This window comes from Prevotella sp. C0026C3 (assembly GCF_056590795.1).
The window spans coordinates 19,132-38,247 of record NZ_JBWPWW010000006.1 but is presented as its reverse complement, the minus strand read 5'-3'; the positions used below and the strand labels follow the sequence as shown (position 1 = coordinate 38,247).

General features: G+C 45.0%; 16 protein-coding genes, 1 tRNA gene and 1 pseudogene. 9 read left to right on the top strand and 9 right to left on the bottom strand.

Features of this window, described 5'->3' with window-relative positions; genetic code table 11:
* Positions 1-305 precede the first annotated feature (305 nt).
* Genes AC1EK4_RS05295 through AC1EK4_RS05285 form a run of 3 tightly spaced genes read left to right on the top strand, consistent with a single transcriptional unit; the run spans position 306 to position 3,210 of the window.
* Positions 306-1,457: a DNA polymerase III subunit gene (locus AC1EK4_RS05295; protein WP_480357305.1), complete on the top strand. Its 1,152-nt coding sequence runs from the start codon at positions 306-308 to the stop codon at positions 1,455-1,457.
* A gap of 20 nt (positions 1,458-1,477) precedes the next feature.
* Positions 1,478-2,758: a PSP1 domain-containing protein gene (locus AC1EK4_RS05290; RefSeq protein WP_036898348.1), complete on the top strand. Its 1,281-nt coding sequence runs from the start codon at positions 1,478-1,480 to the stop codon at positions 2,756-2,758.
* The gene (locus tag AC1EK4_RS05285; protein ID WP_480357302.1) at positions 2,755-3,210 is read left to right on the top strand and encodes a gliding motility lipoprotein GldH; all 456 of its coding nucleotides are present in this window, start codon (positions 2,755-2,757) and stop codon (positions 3,208-3,210) included. The genes AC1EK4_RS05290 and AC1EK4_RS05285 overlap by 4 nt, the downstream gene beginning before the upstream one ends.
* Before the next feature lie 279 nt (positions 3,211-3,489).
* Here the strand turns inward: AC1EK4_RS05285 and rodA are convergent, their stop codons facing one another.
* From rodA to AC1EK4_RS05250, 7 genes are all read right to left on the bottom strand, one after another.
* Positions 3,490-4,959, bottom strand: coding sequence for a rod shape-determining protein RodA (gene rodA / locus AC1EK4_RS05280; protein ID WP_036898369.1), 1,470 nt, complete (start codon positions 4,957-4,959; stop codon positions 3,490-3,492).
* Positions 4,940-6,790 carry a penicillin-binding protein 2 gene (gene mrdA / locus AC1EK4_RS05275; RefSeq protein WP_036898372.1) on the bottom strand — a complete coding sequence of 617 codons (1,851 nt, stop codon included), beginning with the start codon at positions 6,788-6,790 and terminating at the stop codon, positions 4,940-4,942. Before mrdA ends, rodA begins: the two co-directional genes overlap by 20 nt.
* Before the next feature lie 24 nt (positions 6,791-6,814).
* A complete protein-coding gene (mreD, locus tag AC1EK4_RS05270) occupies positions 6,815-7,315 on the bottom strand; it encodes a rod shape-determining protein MreD (protein WP_036898375.1) in 501 nt (166 codons plus the stop codon).
* Between the two features lie 21 nt (positions 7,316-7,336).
* Entirely contained in the window at positions 7,337-8,200 is an 864-nt protein-coding gene (gene mreC, locus AC1EK4_RS05265) for a rod shape-determining protein MreC (RefSeq protein WP_036898378.1), read from the bottom strand.
* A 42-nt stretch (positions 8,201-8,242) separates the two neighbouring features.
* Positions 8,243-9,265 carry a rod shape-determining protein gene (locus tag AC1EK4_RS05260; protein ID WP_036898380.1) on the bottom strand — a complete coding sequence of 341 codons (1,023 nt, stop codon included), beginning with the start codon at positions 9,263-9,265 and terminating at the stop codon, positions 8,243-8,245.
* Positions 9,266-9,299: 34 nt separating this feature from the next.
* A complete protein-coding gene (locus tag AC1EK4_RS05255; protein ID WP_062434245.1) occupies positions 9,300-9,893 on the bottom strand; it encodes an IMP cyclohydrolase in 594 nt (197 codons plus the stop codon).
* 190 nt (positions 9,894-10,083) lie between these two features.
* Complete coding sequence (locus AC1EK4_RS05250; RefSeq protein WP_036898386.1) at positions 10,084-10,956, bottom strand: sigma-70 family RNA polymerase sigma factor; 873 nt, start codon at positions 10,954-10,956, stop codon at positions 10,084-10,086.
* A 1,042-nt stretch (positions 10,957-11,998) separates the two neighbouring features.
* Between AC1EK4_RS05250 and AC1EK4_RS05245 the strand changes: the two genes are divergently transcribed.
* Positions 11,999-13,168, top strand: a complete 1,170-nt coding sequence (locus AC1EK4_RS05245) for an alkaline phosphatase family protein (RefSeq protein WP_480357301.1) — start codon at positions 11,999-12,001, stop codon at positions 13,166-13,168.
* Positions 13,169-13,198: 30 nt separating this feature from the next.
* Positions 13,199-14,458, top strand: coding sequence for an Nramp family divalent metal transporter (locus AC1EK4_RS05240; RefSeq protein WP_036898391.1), 1,260 nt, complete (start codon positions 13,199-13,201; stop codon positions 14,456-14,458).
* Positions 14,459-14,476: 18 nt separating this feature from the next.
* Here the strand turns inward: AC1EK4_RS05240 and AC1EK4_RS05235 are convergent, their stop codons facing one another.
* Positions 14,477-16,432: a KUP/HAK/KT family potassium transporter gene (locus tag AC1EK4_RS05235; protein ID WP_036898395.1), complete on the bottom strand. Its 1,956-nt coding sequence runs from the start codon at positions 16,430-16,432 to the stop codon at positions 14,477-14,479.
* Between the two features lie 421 nt (positions 16,433-16,853).
* On the opposite strand from AC1EK4_RS05235, the pseudogene AC1EK4_RS05230 reads away from it, so the two are divergent.
* The 3 genes and pseudogenes from AC1EK4_RS05230 to AC1EK4_RS05220 all read left to right on the top strand — a co-directional run.
* A pseudogene (locus tag AC1EK4_RS05230) lies at positions 16,854-16,991 on the top strand (Nramp family divalent metal transporter); the annotation flags it as partial.
* Positions 16,992-17,036: 45 nt separating this feature from the next.
* Positions 17,037-17,513: a hypothetical protein gene (locus AC1EK4_RS05225; RefSeq protein ID WP_036898405.1), complete on the top strand. Its 477-nt coding sequence runs from the start codon at positions 17,037-17,039 to the stop codon at positions 17,511-17,513.
* A 17-nt stretch (positions 17,514-17,530) separates the two neighbouring features.
* On the top strand, positions 17,531-18,010 hold the full coding sequence (locus AC1EK4_RS05220) for a hypothetical protein (RefSeq protein WP_156431065.1): 480 nt from the start codon (positions 17,531-17,533) through the stop codon (positions 18,008-18,010).
* A 387-nt stretch (positions 18,011-18,397) separates the two neighbouring features.
* Here AC1EK4_RS05220 and AC1EK4_RS05215 read toward each other — a convergent pair.
* Positions 18,398-18,471: transfer RNA gene (locus tag AC1EK4_RS05215), tRNA-Met, on the bottom strand.
* A 149-nt stretch (positions 18,472-18,620) separates the two neighbouring features.
* Between AC1EK4_RS05215 and AC1EK4_RS05210 the strand changes: the two genes are divergently transcribed.
* Positions 18,621-19,019: an START-like domain-containing protein gene (locus AC1EK4_RS05210; RefSeq protein ID WP_036898456.1), complete on the top strand. Its 399-nt coding sequence runs from the start codon at positions 18,621-18,623 to the stop codon at positions 19,017-19,019.
* The last annotated feature ends 97 nt before the right edge of the window (positions 19,020-19,116 follow it).

Below are 19,116 nucleotides of genomic sequence, written 5' to 3'. Positions count from 1 at the left end.
TGCAATGGCGACTCAGCAATGCTGCCTCAACTTATCAGCACTGTTGCAAAGGCAAGCCAGCATCGTTGCGAAGCCCTTGCAACAACCTCACTCAGCCTCTCTCCTTCAGAGAGGGAGCCGCAATCGGTAGACAAATTAGATATTTTTGTTCTCTTCACCCATCACTTCTAACCACTCACTCTTCCCTATCCGCCCATCATTCCCTACTTTTCACTCCAAACTACTCGCTCTTTTTGTTCGTTTATCTCAATGCTTTTTAGTAACTTTGCCACAAATATACCTCTTTTATAAAAGAAAATTATAGAGTGAAATTCAGTGAAGTCATAGGACAAGGTGAAGCCAAACAACGCTTCATGCAAATGGTAGAGGAACATCGTATTCCCCATGCCATGATGCTATGCGGGCCGACCGGCTGTGGCAAGATGGCGCTGGCCATGGCTTTCGCATCCTATCTCTTGGGCGAGCGCGACGAGCATGGTAAGGGAATCATTACCGACGAAGCCGCCACACTCAATGCCGAAGCCATGCTAAAGGTATGGGAACATCCCGACCTTCACTTCTCCTACCCCGTAATTCGCCCCTCTGGCACAGGGTCGGAACATAAGATGGTGAGCGACGACTTCGCAACTGAATGGCACGAGATGATGATGCGTGGACCTTATTTCACCATCGACCAATGGCTGACACAGATGGATGCCGCCAACCAGCAGGCGCAGATAGGTGCCGGAGAGAGCGACGCGCTGATTCACAAACTGAGTCTGAAATCGAGCCAAAACGGCTATAAGGTGTGTATCATGTGGCTGCCGGAGCGTATGAATGCAGAATGCGCCAACAAGCTACTCAAGTTACTGGAGGAACCACCTACGCAGACCGTCTTCATACTCGTGTGCGAAGAGCCCGGCCAACTCATCGATACCATCCGCAGCCGAGTACAGCGTATCGACATACACCGAATAGAAGAGGGCGACATAGAACAAGCTTTGATAGAGCGACGCGGACTGGAGAGCGACATAGCCCACCGTATAGCGCGTATGGCCGGAGGCAGTTGGCACAAGGCAATACAAACACTTGATGCCAATAACGAGAACGCAATATTCTTCGACATGTTCGTGATGCTGATGCGACTGTCCTACATGCGCAACGTGAAAGAGTTGAAAGTATGGAGCGAAGCAGTAGCGTCGTACGGACGAGAGAAGCAGCGTCGACTCCTAGCTTATAGTCTGCGAATGGTGAGAGAGAGCTTCATGTACAACTTCAAGATACATGAACTCACCTACATGACGCAGGCCGAAGAGGACTTTGCGAAGAATTTTGCACGCTTCATCAACGAAGCCAACATCATAGATATTACCGAATTAATAGAACGAGCACGCCGAGACATCGGGCAAAATGCCAATGCAAAAATTGTATTCTTTGACTTTGCACTGAAGATGATAGTGTTGCTCGTGAGAAAATAAAACCCACTATAGAATTGTTTATGGACTACAAAAACATGAAATTCAAGATATCCAGAGGGTGCGACAGGGGGCTTAGCTGCCATGGATGTGGCCGCCAAGACAACCAGCTGAACACCTACGACTGGCTCGCCGACGTTCCCGGCAACGCAGAAAGTACCGACTTGGTGGAGGTACAATTCAAAAATACGCGCAAAGGATACTACCATAACGTGAACAACCTGCCTCTGAAAAAGGGCGACATCGTGGCCGTGGAAGCCACACCGGGTCACGACATCGGCACTGTAACACTCACAGGACGGCTCGTCACACTGCAAATCAAGAAAGCAAACCTGAAGTCTGCAGACGACATCAAGCGTATCTACCGCATCGCAAAGCCTGTTGATATGGACAAATATCACGAAGCTAAGAGTCGCGAACACGACACCATGATACAGAGTAGACAGATAGCTAAGAACCTAGGACTACAAATGAAGATTGGCGATGTGGAATACCAAGGCGACGGAAATAAAGCTATCTTCTACTATATTGCCGACGAACGTGTAGACTTCAGACAACTTATCAAGGTGTTGGCCGACACTTTCCACGTGCGTATTGAGATGAAACAGATTGGTACAAGGCAGGAAGCAGGGCGCATCGGTGGTACTGGCCCATGTGGACGTGAGCTTTGTTGCGCTACATGGTTGAAGAACTTTGTGAGCGTAAGCACCAACGCTGCACGCTACCAAGACATCTCACTGAACCCACAGAAGCTTGCCGGCATGTGCGCCAAGTTGAAATGCTGCATGAACTACGAAGTGGATACCTACATGGAAGCAGGGCGTAAGATGCCTAGCAAGGAGGTAATGCTACAGACACAAGACAGCGATTACTACTTTTTCAAGCAAGATATATTGGCAGGAGAGGTAACTTACTCTACCGACAAACGCATGCCCGTGAATCTAGAGACCATCTCTGCACAGCGAGCACGCGAAGTTATCGAGATGAACAAGCGTGGAGAGAAGCCCCTATCGCTCTTGGAAGACGACAAGCAGAAGCAACCCGAACGGCCTAAAGACTTATTGGAAGGTGGCGATTTGAGTCGTTTTGATCGTAACAAAAAGAAGCGTAACAACAAACCAAACAATAGACCGAGACCTCAAACCAAAGAGGGTGAACAGCGCAATGGCGACAACCGTGGAACAAGGAATGGTCATCATCGCAACAATCACGGCAACAGGAACAACGGACAAAACCGTGATAACAAACCTCAACAGGCATCACAAACAAGAAATCAAGAGACCGCCACACCGGCAAAACAATGAAACGATTTCTCTCAGTCATAGTCGTGGCAGTCGCACTCTTGTCGGCGTGTACCGGAAATAAGGTGTATGACAAATATGAGCATACACCTATTGCCGGATGGGAGAAGAACGACACACTGAAATATCAGATACCACCGGTAGCACAGTCGGGCATGTACAAGGCTGAGTTAGGCTTGCGTATCAACGGCTCGTACCCTTTTATGGAGCTGACACTGATTGTAGACCAGACTCGTTTCCCCGGCCGTAGCGTGAAATCAGATACCCTCAACTGTGAATTGATAGACCCTCGAGGCAACAGTAAAGGTCGCGGTTTGAGCTATTATCAATACCATTTCAAGGTAACGGAGATGTATCTGCACGCTGGCGACAGCCTGTCTATCAGCGTACGCCATGATATGAAGCGTGAAATTCTTCCCGGCATCAGCGATATTGGCATCATGCTGAATAGATAAAATAGAAACAACTCTTTGCAAAAAAAAGAGTGGATATATACATTTATTGCTGTCCGCTAAAAATGAATTGAAAGCCTGCACTCCCTTTATCTACCGGTGATACAAGCATTTTTACTCTATAGGGGATTAGATAATGGTTTATATTTAAGTTTTAATATTCAAAAATACTGTATTAAAGGAGATTTTCTTACATAGGTCGGAAGAAAAAAGTTTTAGCGGACAGCAATAATTTAAAAACAAAAGTCATGGATTTTATAAAAGCATGAAGCCATTAACATGCTATGTACGTACCAAATTACGCCCGGCGTCTATCCTCAAGAAGATAAAAAGAAGAAGGGTAAAGCCCCACAACGAAGACCCCCCATAACTGAAGAATGGCAGCGGAATACCGATAACAGGGGTCAATCCAAGCACCATTCCTACATTGATAAACACGTGGAATAAGAAAATACTCAACACACAATAGCCATAAATACGACCAAACTTGAATGGTTGCCGCTCGGCAAGTTTGATTAATCGGAGTATCAAAGCCAAGAATAAGAGCAGCACTCCAGCCGAACCTACGAATCCTTCTTCCTCTCCTACTGTGCAAAAGATAAAGTCGGTGTCTTGTTCGGGCACAAATTTAAGTTTCGTCTGTGTACCATTTAAGAATCCTTTGCCGCGCAATCCACCGGATCCGATGGCTATTTCGCTCTGATGCACATTGTATCCTGCACCGGCCAAGTCCTCATCCAATCCCAACAACACGTTGATACGAACACGTTGGTGTGGCTCCATCACATTGTTCAGCACGTAATCGGCCGAATAGAAAAAGACGATGGAACCTACGGCGAAAGCCAAGATAAAAAAGTAAGAGGGGAAACGTGTGCGCAACCACATGTAGAGTAAATAGAGCACAAGAGCCACCGATACGATGAGTTGTACCCATACTATATCGAAAGGTATCACATACTCGGAGAACAAGAAGAATACCAACGTCGTACCAAGACAACCGGCAAGAATGTACAAGAATTGCTTTTTCTCTCGACAATAGATATTGACCATGAAGGCCGTACATATCTGTACCAACAGCAACACAACGAATTTGCCGATAGAGGTTGGCGTACCGAGGAGCATGACATTCTCGAATTTGATGCCAACCACGAAATAAACGACCATGGCAACGCCTGTAAACAGCACGCTACCCGGCATTCCTTCGCGATAAAACATGAGGAAGAAAGAGAGGTAAACCAATGCCGAACCGGTCTCACGCTGGCCAATAATAAAAAGCATCGGAAGCAAAACGATACCACAAGCCGCAGCAAAATGCTTCCATTGATGGATGTTGAAGCCGTAAGTACTCATGAGTTTAGACACGGCTAGAGCCGTGGCAAACTTGGCAAACTCGGCAGGTTGCAATCGCAAAGGTCCTAATACGAGCCACGATCGAGAGCCTTTAATCTGATGAGGATTAAAGATAGTGACGAACAAAAGCAACAGTAAAGCCGCGTAGATGACGTAGGAGAAAGTATCATAAACTCGGTCGTCCATCATCAACAGCACAAAGCCAAGTACGATGGAAGTAGCAATCCAAATGATTTGCATACCTGAACGGCTGTCCATACTGAAGATATTGTTGTCGCCATAGGTGTAGCCGGCACCGCAAACACTCACCCATCCGAAGATGAGCAAAGCAATATAGATGCCTATCGTCCACCAGTCGAGTGAACGTAACACGCTAGGTTGTCTACCTATTCCTTGAGCCATAAGCGATTCTTCGTCTTTGGAAGTCGGCTGCTTTCTTCTCCGAGGCTTCCGAGAGTTTACCTTTTATATATTGTTCCATCATGAGTGAGCCAATTGGTACACCATAGTCGGCACCGAAACCACCATTCTCTACATATACGGCAATGGCTATCTTTGGTTCATCCATTGGTGCAAATCCCATGAAAACGGAGTGGTCTTGACCGCGGTTTTGGGCTGTACCGGTCTTACCACAGACTAGATAGTCGGCTCGGTTGGCTGCCTTACACGTTCCTTTGATAACAGATGAGCGCATACCGGCGACCACATAGTCGTACGCCCGGCGGTTGGCCTTGGTGTAATGTCGACGTGTGTACAAGGTATCCAAAGGCTCGCCTTGTACCTTACGTACGATATGGGGAACATAATAATATCCACGATTGGCAATGGTAGCACCTAGATTGGCAATCTGAAGAGGCGTCAGATTCACCTCACCTTGCCCGATGGAGATACTAATAACGGTAAGTCCATTCCACGAACCACGGTAAGCGTTGTCGTAGAACGACGCATTAGGAATCAAACCACGTTTCTCTCCGGGTAAGTCGATGCCTAGTTTATAGCCAAATCCCATGCTCACCATGTAATCACGCCATAAGTTCATGGCCTCTTGTACATTCTTATACTTCGCCCGATTGCTCATCATGTAGTATAATCCCCAACAGAAATAGGCATTACAAGAGGTACTTAGAGCCTCAACAAGATTCAAAGGAGAGGCGTGACCGTGGCATCCTACGTGCAGACCTCGGTAGTAAAAGCCATGATGACAAGGGAACATGGTACTCGGAGTGATGATTTTCTCTGTCATATAAGTGAGTGCCTGCGTAGTCTTAAACGTCGAACCGGGGGGATATTGTCCCATGATTGAACGATTCAGCAAGGGTTTCCAAATATTTGCGGAAAGTACCCTGTGATACTTACCACGCTTCCGTCCGACGAGCAAACGAGGATCATAGGTAGGCGATGAAACCATACATAATACTTCACCCGTAGACGGTTCGATGGCCACAATGCTTCCTATCTTACCTTGTAGCAACCGTTCGCCTAAAGCCTGAAGCTTTAAATCAAGACTCAATGTAAGGTCTTTACCGGCCACCGGACGCTGATCGTACTTCCCATCTTGATATTTTCCTTGGATACGACCGTGTGCATCGCGCAGTAACACCTGCACTCCTTTCACACCACGGAGCTGTTGTTCGTATGAACGTTCGACTCCTAACTTGCCTATATAGTCGCCTGCTTGGTAGTAATCGTCTTTCTCTATGTCGCTCTCACCGACTTCTCCCACATCTCCCAATACGTGTGCTGCATAAGGATATTGGTATTGCCGGATGCTACGTTTTTGTACATAGAAGCCGGGAAAACGGAATATCTTCTCTTGGAACACGCTAAACTCGCGGTCGGAAAGTTGACTAAGAAAGAGTTGCTGGGTAAATCTGGAGTAACCGGGATTCTTACTTCGGTCTTTAATATCCTCCATTCGCTTCACGAAAAATTCCTTGGTAATGCCCAAAGCTTCGCAAAACTCGGTGGTATCGATCTTGTCGCGAGCCTCATTTTCTACCACCATGATGTCGTAAGCTGGTTGATTATAAACCATCAACTTGCCATGACGATCGGTTATAATACCCCGCGACGGGTATTCAATCTTTTTTAAGAAGGCATTACTATCGGCATTCTTCTTGAAGTCATCGCTCAATAATTGGAGCGTAAACAAACGGATAATGTAGATGACCACAATGGTGATGGCCACCCCGGCAATAACTGTTTGTCGCTTTTCAAGATCGTAATCCTTCACTAATCGTTTGAAATAAGAATGTATTTATTTCTTTCTCAAGTTCTCCAACACCAATACCAAGATGACCGTCAAGACGATACTACCGCCAATGGTGGCCAACCAAAGCTGCCAATTGAAGAAGTTGAATGCCTCTAGAGTAAAGAACACAAAGCAGTAAATCGTCACTGAAATAATGGTATAGTAAACGAATTTAGCCGTACCAAGTGTTGAGAAAGAGGGCGCCAAAGTGTCGTCTACATCACGTTGGATAAACATTGACAACAGATAAGGCTGTAAAAGACCAAGAAATGTCATTGATGCCATGGTGACACCGGGCGTATCTGAGAATACATCTATGCCCAATCCCATGAGGAAACACAGCAACAGAATAGCCCATTTAGGGTATCCTCGACGGAACAGCAACACCATATAAACATAAGGAAGTGGCGTAGCAAAGCCGAAAAGATGGACATGATTGAGCACCAAAACTTGCGCCAACAACAGCAACACAAATATAAACATGCCCTTCAACAAACTTACATTCATCTGTCTATCATCTCCTTTCTATCAATTACTCTTCTCCATGAGGGAGTCTTTCGCTGCTCTCATCACGTCAAGACGCTCTGTTACGGCGGCATTATCAATGACACAGACATCGCGTAGATTGCCGAAATCAGTCGCCAGAATCACCTTCAAACGATACGACAGACCATCAGCAGAGTTATAGACGTGGCGAATTTTCCCCACCAAAATACCCGGTGGGAACACCGAAGAATATCCGCTTGTCACCACATCTTCAAACAATTTGAAATGAGCATGGCGCGGAATATCATCTACATTGGCCATATTGGCAGCTCCACCCGACCAATGCAGATAACCGAAATAGCCACGATTCTTGATGGTGCAGCTGATATTCGACCGCGAATTGAGCACCGGTATGACGATAGAGTAATGGGCCGACGTCATATAAACGATGCCCACAACGCCTGTTCCACATACGACGCCCATGTCCTTTCGCACTCCATCGGCTGCACCACGGTCGATAGTCATCAAGTTATCGGGCTTATCGAGCGAGTTGCTCACCACCTTTGCCGGTATCAGCCGGTATCCTTGTAGAGTCGGGAGTTTCTCTGTATGCAAGTAAGCAGAGTCTTGTGTCTGCTTAGCCAACTGTTCCGACAACAGTCTAACCTGCTGTTCCAGAGTCAGATTTCGACTGGTTAACGCCTGATTCACCTTTGTCAGAGAGAAGAAAGATTCCACCTCCGAACTCATCTCATACACTTTCCCCGATACGGCATTGGCAGACGAAAACCATACACTGCCTTGATAACTGTTGAACTGAAACAATAATACAAAGCTTACTATTTCCAGTAAAACAAAAAGAAACCAGTGGTTATTCTTAGCCAAAAAGTTTAATAGGTTGCGCATGTGATGAAAGGCGATCTCAGGAACAGTTTACCAACAACGCTCTTATCGCATAAGGAAAGAGAAGCGGTCTACATTCTTCAATGCAATACCGGCTCCCTTTGCAACACTATGCAATGGGTCTTCTGCAATATGGAACGGAATATTGATCTTATCTGTCAAGCGCTTGTCGAGCCCGCGAAGCAATGCACCGCCTCCACTTAGGTAGATACCGTTCTTCACGATGTCGGCATAGAGCTCTGGCGGAGTATTCTCCAAGGCCGAGAGTACAGCGTTTTCAATCTTCGCTACAGTCTTATCAAGGCAGTGTGCAATCTCCTGATAGCATACAGGAACTTCCATTGGGAGTGCCGTAATGCGGTTCGGGCCATGCACAATAAAGTCTTCGGGAGCCTCTTCGCCTAGATCTGTGAGGGCAGAACCCACATGAATCTTAATTCGTTCGGCCATACGCTCACTCACCTTCACATTGTGTTGGCGGCTCATGTATTCCTGAATGTCGGCCGTAAGGTCGTCACCGGCTGTGCGAATAGAGTTGTTCGACACGATACCACCGAGCGAAATCACAGCGATTTCAGTGCTACCACCACCTATATCAACTATCATATTGCCCTCCGGAGCCTCTACATCGATACCTATACCGATAGCTGCTGCCATCGGTTCAAATATTAAATAGACGTCGCGACCGTCAGCATGCTCGGCACTATCGCGCACCGCACGCAACTCAACTTCGGTAGAACCTGATGGAACACCGATAACCATACGCAGCGACGGAGAGAAAAGTCGACTACCGGTATGTACCATTTTAATGAGTCCACGCATCATTTGCTCACACGCAGTGAAGTCGGCTATCACACCATCGCGCAACGGACGGATGGTACGAATATTGTCGTGCGTCTTCTCATACATCATTTTTGCCTTTCCACCGACAGCAATCATCTTGTCGGTGCGGCGATCTAAAGCTACTACCGAAGGCTCATCGACCACAATCTTATCATCACTGATGATGATCGTATTGGCCGTGCCAAGGTCCATAGCTATTTCTTGTATAAACGAAAAAAATCCCATGAAATAGTGTTTCGGATTTATATTTTATGTGTATTTACTTACTAAACCAAGCGTGGATAGCTGTATCGTAGTGGCTACTTACACCAAATGCACGCTCAGCGAACATCTTACGATCTTCTATATCGGTCTTGGCTCCCTTCTCATTCAGTATATCTAGCAACATACCATACTCTGCTTTGCTAGGCACAATCACCACATCTTTGAAGTTCTTTGCACCGGCACGAATCAAAGAGATGCCGCCAATATCTATTTTTTCGATGATATCAGCCTCAGAAGCTCCACTGGCTACGGTCTGTTCAAAGGGGTAAAGATCTACGACAACCAAGTCGATAGAGGGAATCTCATACTCCTTCATCTGCTCCAAGTCACCTGTATTCTCACGGCGAGCAAGTATTCCACCGAATACTTTCGGGTGCAATGTCTTCACACGTCCACCCAAAATAGAGGGATAAGAGGTCACACTCTCCACAGCCTGACATTCATATCCCAATGATTCGATAAACTTTTGAGTTCCTCCTGTAGACAGGAATTTCACACCTTCTGCATTCAGTTTGGCCAGCAACTCATCCAAACCGTCTTTGTGGAAGACCGAAATAAGCGCGGTCTTCAACTCTCTTGTCTCTGCCATATCTATTTATTCATTATAATGATGAGAATGCAAAGTTACGAAAAACATTGATAGATGTGTACGAAAACACTGAAAAATTAAGCTTTTTATATAAGGTATAACGATAAAGGCGATTCCATCTTGGAATCGCCTTTCATTATCTTTCAGAGCAAAAACTTTCAACTCATCACTCTTCACTCAGAACTTCTCACTACCCCAAGTATTTCATGAGGATACGAGCATAACCGCTATCACGCAATTTAGCGATACTCTTTTCACGAATCTGGCGCACACGCTCACGTGTCAAACCAAGCTGATCGCCAATCTCTTCAAGCCCCTTTTCATGACAAGCAATACCGAAGCATTCGCGAATAATTGTAATTTCACGATCTTTCAATACCTTCTTCAACACCGATTCCAGCTCCAACGCCATCGACTCATGGTCTACTTGACGGTCAGTACGACTATCATCGCCCGACGCCATCACGTCTACCATGCTATTGTCTTCGCCATCTTGGAATGGCGCATCAATACTTACATGATGACTATCGGCCATCAGACTCTGGTCTATCTTTTCTTCTTCTATCTTCGTTACACTTGCTAACTCCGACAAAGATGGCTTACGTTGGTTCTCCTGCTCAAACTTATTGATTTCGCGGTTAATCTTATTCAGCGAACCTACTTGATTCAATGGCAGACGCACAATACGACTTTGCTCGGCAATAGCCTGCAAAATGCTCTGGCGAATCCACCACACTGCATACGAAATAAACTTAAAACCGCGTGTCTCATCAAATTTTTCGGCAGCCTTTACGAGTCCGATATTACCTTCATCAATAAGGTCGGTCAACGAAAGTCCCTGATGCTGATACTGCTTGGCAACAGAAACCACGAAACGCAAGTTTGCCGTTACCAACTTCTCTTTAGCTCGTTCACCTTCACGTCCGCCTTTCTTGATTTTCTGTGCCAGCTCAATTTCCTCATCAATAGAAATCAATGGAGCACGTCCAATCTCTACAAGGTATTTATCTAATGCCTCACTCGAACGGTTGGTAATACTTTTTTGTATCTTTAGTTGTCTCATTCCCTTTACCTTAAATCTAACTACCTGATTTACAATTCAATGTCCACACCTCTTTATAAAAGGCATGCAAAGGTACCAAAAAAGGAAACACAAAGCAAGTGATATTTGCATTATTTACCAAATATACATTTATTTAACATTACTAACATACCATATCGCTTTCAAGTTATTAGGAACTAGAAAACTGAAAGAGAGTTAATCCAAATACATATAAATGTTTATCAAACATTCAACAAGTAATAATTATCATTGGATTATACCTACATAAGTATATGATAGGACTCGTAGGAACGCGAATGGAAGACCTTTTGTCTCTACAGGAGCCACACCCCAACCCTCCCCATAAAGGGGAGGGCGAAAGAAATAAAGCTTTTCTGTCCCATGACTTAAAAACTTATCAACTAAAAAACTCATGAACTAACAAACTCAACCAATAACTTATCAACTCAAAAATTTAAATACTAAGACCCAAACTCAGCTACTTGTCAACCTAAAATCTTGTCTACTTGTTCACTCTTTGACTTGTCTACTAAAACGATTGGGCTGGGGTGGGGCTGTTGCAGCGGCTTCTCAGCATCACTGCCTCAACTTTTCAGCATTTCTGAATAGGCTATGCAGTAAAACTGCGAAGCCCTTGCAGTTTGATAGTAAAGAAGTTTACGAGTAGACAAGTGAACGAGTTTAAAAGAGAAGGAAACAAGTTACAAGTAGACAAGGAAACAGTTTTAAAAGGAAAATAAACTAGTCAACGAGTAGACAAGTGAACGAGTTTAAAAGACAAGTGAATAGTATAGCGTTATTAGAAAACAAGAATTCCTGCAAAAAGCGATGTATCCGCTCTTACGATTCTTCCTCTTCTGCTATGCAGAATATGTAAGAAAAGAATGCGACAATTGGTACTATCTTATTTTTTATGGCTAACTTTGCATAAGCTTACCAACTCTCAAGGGTGACTGTAGGAAACGGAATGTACTCCGTCTCCATAAGATAGATTCACCTGAGACTGTTATTTTAGACGTTTACAACATATACAACCACTGATATGAAAAAGTTACTGATTGCACTAACTCTATGCCTCACTGCCCTCACAAGTATGGCAGGGAAGCACTATACAGTCATTGTTTCGCTCGATGGATTCCGTTGGGACTATCCCGATTGGTACGATACGCCGGCTCTCGACACCTTGGCTGCCAAGGGTATAACGTCGGGATTGATTCCATCCTTCCCTTCTAAGACATTCCCCAACCACTATACGCTGGCCACAGGATTGTATCCTGATCACCATGGTATTGTGCATAACACATTCTTCGACAAGGTTTCTGACAGTTTCTTCTCGCTGGCTAATAAGGCAACGAAACTCGACTCGCATTTCTATGGTGGCGAACCTATTTGGGTAACGGCTCGTCAACAGGGTGTCAAGACAAGCATACTTTATTGGCCGGGGTCCGATGTAAAGGTAAAAGGCATGCTGCCCGACCGGTTTTTGGAATACGACAAAGCACCCAGACTCACCTTCGAAGAGCGCGTAGAAGGCGTGCTCAACGAGTTGCGCAAACCCGAAAAAGAGCGTCCGCAACTCATCATGGCCTACTTCGAGCAGCCCGATGCCCACGGTCACCATTTCGGTCCGCAAAGCAAAAAGACCAGACAGGTGGTCATGCAAGCCGACACGCTCATGGGAATGATATATCGTGGCATACAACAACTGCCTCTCGCGGCCGACGTCAACTTCATCGTTGTATCCGACCATGGTATGACTTGGGTGGACGAGGGACACCAAGTGCCACTCAAATCACGGTTAAAAGCAGAGTGGGTGAAAAGCATCCAAGGCAACGTCCCGGCCATGATATACGCGCGTGAAGGTTGCACCGACTCCATCTATCAGGCACTTCGCAACATTGACCATGCCCGCGTATGGAAACGTGGCGACGTCCCGGCCTACCTACACTACGGCACCAATCCGCGCATTGGCGACATCGTAGTTTGCCCCGACGGCGGTTATTTGGCGCAAGACACACCGGTGAAAGGTGGAGGTACACACGGTTTCGACCCGGCCGAGCAAGATATGCACGCCTTATTCCGTGCTGCCGGCCCCGACTTTCCACATGCTACACTCCCCCACTTTAGCAATGTAGACGTCTATCCACTACTCTGTAAATTGCTCGGACTCACGCCTGCCCCCAACGACGGAGAAGTACCGGCCGGCCTATAAAGCACCCCACAACACATTAGACCAACGACTATGCTGAATATATTCAAAGAACTGAAACGCCAAGACCATCCGAGAATCCTCGGTGGTATGGACATATTGAAATACATCGGTCCCGGATTGCTCGTCACCGTGGGCTTTATCGATCCCGGAAACTGGGCCAGTAACTTCGCAGCGGGATCCGATTTCGGTTACGCCTTGCTGTGGGTGGTCACACTATCTACCATCATGCTCATCGCTCTACAGCACAACGTAGCCCACTTGGGTATCGTTACCGGGCTCTGCTTGAGTGAGGCTGCCGAGAAATACACACCCAAATGGATTGGTCGCCCCATCATCGTCAGTGCCGTACTGGCTAGCATCAGTACCTCCATGGCAGAGATATTAGGCTCGGCCATTGCCCTGCAAATGCTCTTTGGAATCCCCATCGTGTGGGGCTCTACCCTCACAGTGGTGGCCGTACTCATTATGCTTTTCACCAATTCTTATCGCCATATAGAGCGTGCCATCATCGGTTTTGTATCTATGATTGGACTCTCTTTCATCTACGAGATATTCTTAATAGACATTGATTGGCCTGCTGCTACCACGGGATGGGTAGTGCCTAGCGTGCCCGAAGGAAGTCTGCTCATCATCATGAGTGTGCTCGGTGCCGTGGTAATGCCCCACAATCTATTCCTGCATTCAGAGGTGATACAGAGTCGCCAGATACATACGAAGGGTAAGACAGACATAGAGAAGACACTGAAATACGAACTATTCGACACCCTTTTCTCCATGATTGTGGGCTGGGGCATCAACAGTGCCATGATATTATTAGCTGCTGCAACATTCTACAATCACGGTATCCATGTGGAAGAGCTGTCACAAGCCCAATCGCTGTTGACCCCATTGTTAGGCAACAATGCCGGAAACATCTTCGCCATGGCGCTGCTGCTGGCCGGAATTTCGAGTACCATCACCAGCGGAATGGCTGCCGGAAGTATTTTTGCAGGCATGTTTGGTGAGTCGTACAATGCCCAAGACACCCACTCTGTCGTAGGTATCTGTATCTCACTGGGGCTGTCGTTGCTCATCATCTTCTTCATCTCCGATCCATTCCAAGGACTCATCTATTCGCAGATGTTGCTGAGTGTGCAACTTCCTTTTACCGTATTCTTGCAGGTAAGCCTTACCTCTTCCAAGCGCGTCATGGGTTGTTACGCCAACAAGCCGTGGAATTCGGCCTTCCTCTACAGCCTCGCCGCCATCGTAACCATACTGAATATATGGCTGCTGATAGAGAGTATTTAAGCCTTATAATTCCATCGTTTATTCTTTAGGAACGATACGCCGACCTCCCATACGGGGTGCAACAATCAACGGCACGCGCTCTACGACAACACTACTTGTGTCAAGTCCCAAGGCTCGTTCTTCGCTAATGCCGATGTGCTTGATGAGCGCATAGAGCCCCATAATAAAATTATCGCGCGAATTATCAGAACTAAAAGGATAGAAAATGCGATGAATAATGATAAAGCGGAAGTCGCCGGCAATCTTTCTCTGAGCCAAAGAGCGATATGCACTCGTCAGTTGGAACTGTCCATTGGCAACCAAATCTTCTACCACCTGTCGTAGATAGAGTGTGAGATAAGGTTGTACTCGAAAACCAATCTGCACGTCTACACGGTATAAAGTTTCCCGGATTAGCGGTGTAAAGGTGTACGTAAGCGTATCGGGACTGTCGACATACTCAAAATGAAACAGCCAGTAATGTTTGGCACGTTTGGGATTTTTGTGGATAATAGAATAGATAACCTTGCCTTCAACCAAGTCTATATCAGAGGTTTTACTGATATAGACTAGATTAGTAGCATACATCGGAATACTCTCATCGGCCTTAATAGCCTTGATTATGTCAAAATATTGATTGACACGCAGGAAGCTGAGATACTTCGTTCTTATCTTACTTGCATGATACCATATAAACATCGTGCTGCAGAAAAGGCCGGCCAATAAAATAGTGAACCATCCACCATGGAAAAATTTAAAGGCATTAGCTATAAAAAACAAGCCTTCAATACCTCCGAATACTAGTGCGAATACGAATATAAGCAGTCTATTCACCTGCCTCATCGACAGATAATAGACTAGCAACACAGTCGTCATCAACATCGTTATGGTAATAGATAGCCCGTAGGCGGCTTCCATATTCTCAGACGATTGAAATACCAATATTGTAAGGATACATAGTATATAAAGCGAAGTATTGACCCAAGGTACAAACATCTGTCCCTTGTGGCGGGTGGGATATTTGATACGTAAGCGCGGCCAAAAGTTAAGATTCATAGCTTCACTGAAGATAGTGAACGCCCCACTGATAAGAGCCTGACTGGCAATAACGGCTGCCATCGTAGCCATGATGATAGCCGGTACGAGAAAACTCTGCGGCATGATGGCATAGAAAGGGTTGAGCCCGGAAGCAACCTCTCCACGATGAGCGATAAGCCAAGCCCCTTGTCCCAAATAATTGAGTATGAGCATCGACTTCACATACATCCAACTCCACGTAATATTGCGCTTACCACAATGACCTAAATCAGAATACAGCGCCTCGGCTCCGGTAGTACAAAGAAATACAGCACCCAATATGAGGAACCAAGAGGGATTGTGCGCCAAGAGATTGAGCGCATAATAAGGATTGAACGCTTGCAAGATAGCCCAATGATGGGGCAATTGGCAAACTCCTACCACACCCAACATGAAGAACCACAAAAACATGATATAACCAAAGGACTTACCGATGGCGTTGGTACCAAATTGCTGAACGAAGAATAAAACCGTGATAATGGCAATACTAATAGGCAATATCGGTGGCGTGGAATGAAGAGCCCCCAGCCCCTCAATAGCCGAAAGTACGGTGATAGAAGGGGTGATGATACCGTCGGCAACAAGCGTACTGGCCCCGACAATAGCTAGTAGGTAGAGCCACGTACGCTTGCTGCGCTTCACAAGAGCATAAAGAGCCAAGATACCTCCTTCTCCCTTATTATCGGCTCGCAATGCTATCAATACATATTTAATGGTTGTCTGCATGGTTAGCGTCCAGATGATGCACGACACAGCCCCTACTATATAACTCGTATCGTAGTGTCGATTCACACCGATAATCGTCTTCATCACATACAAGGGCGAAGTGCCTATATCGCCGAAAACAATACCCAATGTGACAAACATGCCCATCAGACTCCAACGTCTGGTTGCATTACTATCTTCTGTTGCTTTCATCCTTGAAAATATCTCTATAAAATGGCGCAAAGATAGGGATAAAATGCTTTTGCAAGCATAAAACCAGAAACTTAGTTAATGCCATTAACCATTATTAACCATGGGATAAATTGTAAAAATAAAATGGCTCACAGAATGAGAAACAAACAGGCTTAAAATCCACTTTTGCGGCTGAAATGCCACAACAAACCGCAAATTATGCGTCTTATTTACAAAGTTAAGGCGCAAGAACTTGCTTGCGTAAAGCTAAAAAGGTATATTTGCAATGTATAAAGCTAATGTTTATCCATGAAAGAGAGCATTGGAACGACCGGCATTAAGACTATCACTATTCATGATATTCTTCATTGTTACACTATTCTAGGAACTTTTCTAGTTGCAGCCATTGCAGAGTGTACAGTTTCATTCTGTTACACCTTGACAAGTAAGTTCTTTCTCTTCCAAGCGCATCATGGGTTGTTACGCCAACAAACCGTGGAATTCGGCCTTCCTCTACAGCCTTGCCGGCTTCGTAACCTTATTGAATATATGGCTACTGACAGAGGGTATATCAGCATAAAAGCAGGGACCAGTTATAGTAGTTAATTTTACAATTTGATTTTCTATGACATACGACAGTTATAAAATCAGACCGCTTACAACCCTCAGTATCATACTTTTTGCCATGATATTGTTGATAATACCCGGCATTGCTAGCTTCTTAGTTGCAAAAGATTGGTATAGCTTGGGATTCATGATAGTCATCATATCATTAGCTATATACCTTATATATGACTATTATCAATCACGCCACGACCATATTATGATCACGGGTGCCGGCATACAAATACGTATCAAACAGCAGATACAAGACATCTTGTGGGGTGACATTGAGTATATTGCTTTTTGTGCACGGCCTTTCGACGGTTTGTTTTTGCAAATTAAATATACAGGCCATCGCCCACCTACAGAAATAAACTTTGGCCGTGGTACCTATTGGACTGCCAACTTCTACCACTTACGGCGCAAGATTATCCACTTTTCACAACGAGATGACATCACAATATTGCGATCGAAGCAATGGTATCTGAAGATTGTATAATATAAAATTCCATGATTATGGATAGAAGACTACCCCTTTTAAGCATGTTATCACTGCTATTCGTAATATTATCATGCCACACAGTGCCCAGTGGAACAAGATTATCTGAACTACCATATACACAAGTTACGATACTAGAGTGCCACGACTTCGACATGCAAACATGCCCAATAGCTATTGGCAACCGTATTTTCACCATTGGACGAGGATGGGGATACACCAACAATACATTATCCAAAACCATTCTCGGCGATGGACTTACCGAGGGAATTCTCATTCTGGATGTCCCGGATTCTATCCTTGGCTACGACAAGACAGCTAAACCCTATATACACCTCAACCTCTATCGCACCAACGACAAGGTATATTTCATGGGCAAACGCTACCGAATTGCACGCGAAAACAGAGATAGTATCTTCTCTACATTATATCCATCACAAGGCAATTTTAAAAATTGCATGGTGTTCATCGGGGATATCCCCTATCGGAAGAAATGAAAATGGAGTTCCGAAAAAACTCGCTAAATCAAACAAAAATGGGGGCTACGCAGAGTCAACCTGCAAGTTACAAAACGAAGTGCAATAAAAGAGTAGCCCTCAAGTTGATTCTCTGATACCCCTCAAGTTACTCCTTAGCTATCCTACAAGTATGCCCCAAGTACATAAATATATTTTTCATGTTGATATGGTAAAATGCAGAAAAAGCTTGTTGAAACCTATTTCATGCTAGTGTAAAGTAATGAAAAATATTTCCTTGCACTATGCTGCAAGCACCTATTTTTGGACTCAAAATGTTCCATGAATGTTCCACTTGTTGGTAGTAAACGAAATAAAGGATTTACGAATAGTTTCGTAAATCCTTTATTATTAAGATTTTATCCTTTGTAGCGGGGGTGGGACCCGAACCCACGACCTCCGGATTATGAATCCGACGCTCTAACCAGCTGAGCTATCCCGCCATCACAACTCGCAGCAAGTGCTGTTTGCGGGTGCAAAGGTATACAAGTTTTTTGATTATACAAAATTTCAATCTCCTTTTTTATTGTTTTCCTCAGTATTTTTTTATATTTTTGTAGCTGAACAAGTTTTATATCAACCCAACAAGTACATGAAGAAAGAGAAAATAACGATTGAGCACCTGTTGAGTTCAAATTCACCATCCATCATTTGGGACATAGTGGGGACTGTTCACGGATGGGCTTGTTGGCTTGCCGATGAAGTCACACAAGACCAAGATGAAATCACATTCGTATGGGGAAAAGTATGGAGCCACCACGAGATTCGGAAAGCTAAACTTATTAGTTGTAAGAATTTCAATGCCATTCGTATCCGGTGGGAAGACGAAGAAGACTTGGAGGCTTTTGTAGAAATCAAGATGGAGCGAACAGATTTGACCGGTCATTACATGCTTATTATTACAGATTTTGCAGAACCTAATGATATGGAGCAACTAGAAAATATATGGCAAGACAACTTGACAAGGCTTCATCAAGCAACAGGATTATAAAAAGAGATACGCAACAAGGCTCTGTAGAATAAGCCTTTTAGCCACTTTACTCCTTACAAATAAGGATTGTTTTTGTATAACTTTGTTTGTACCTTTG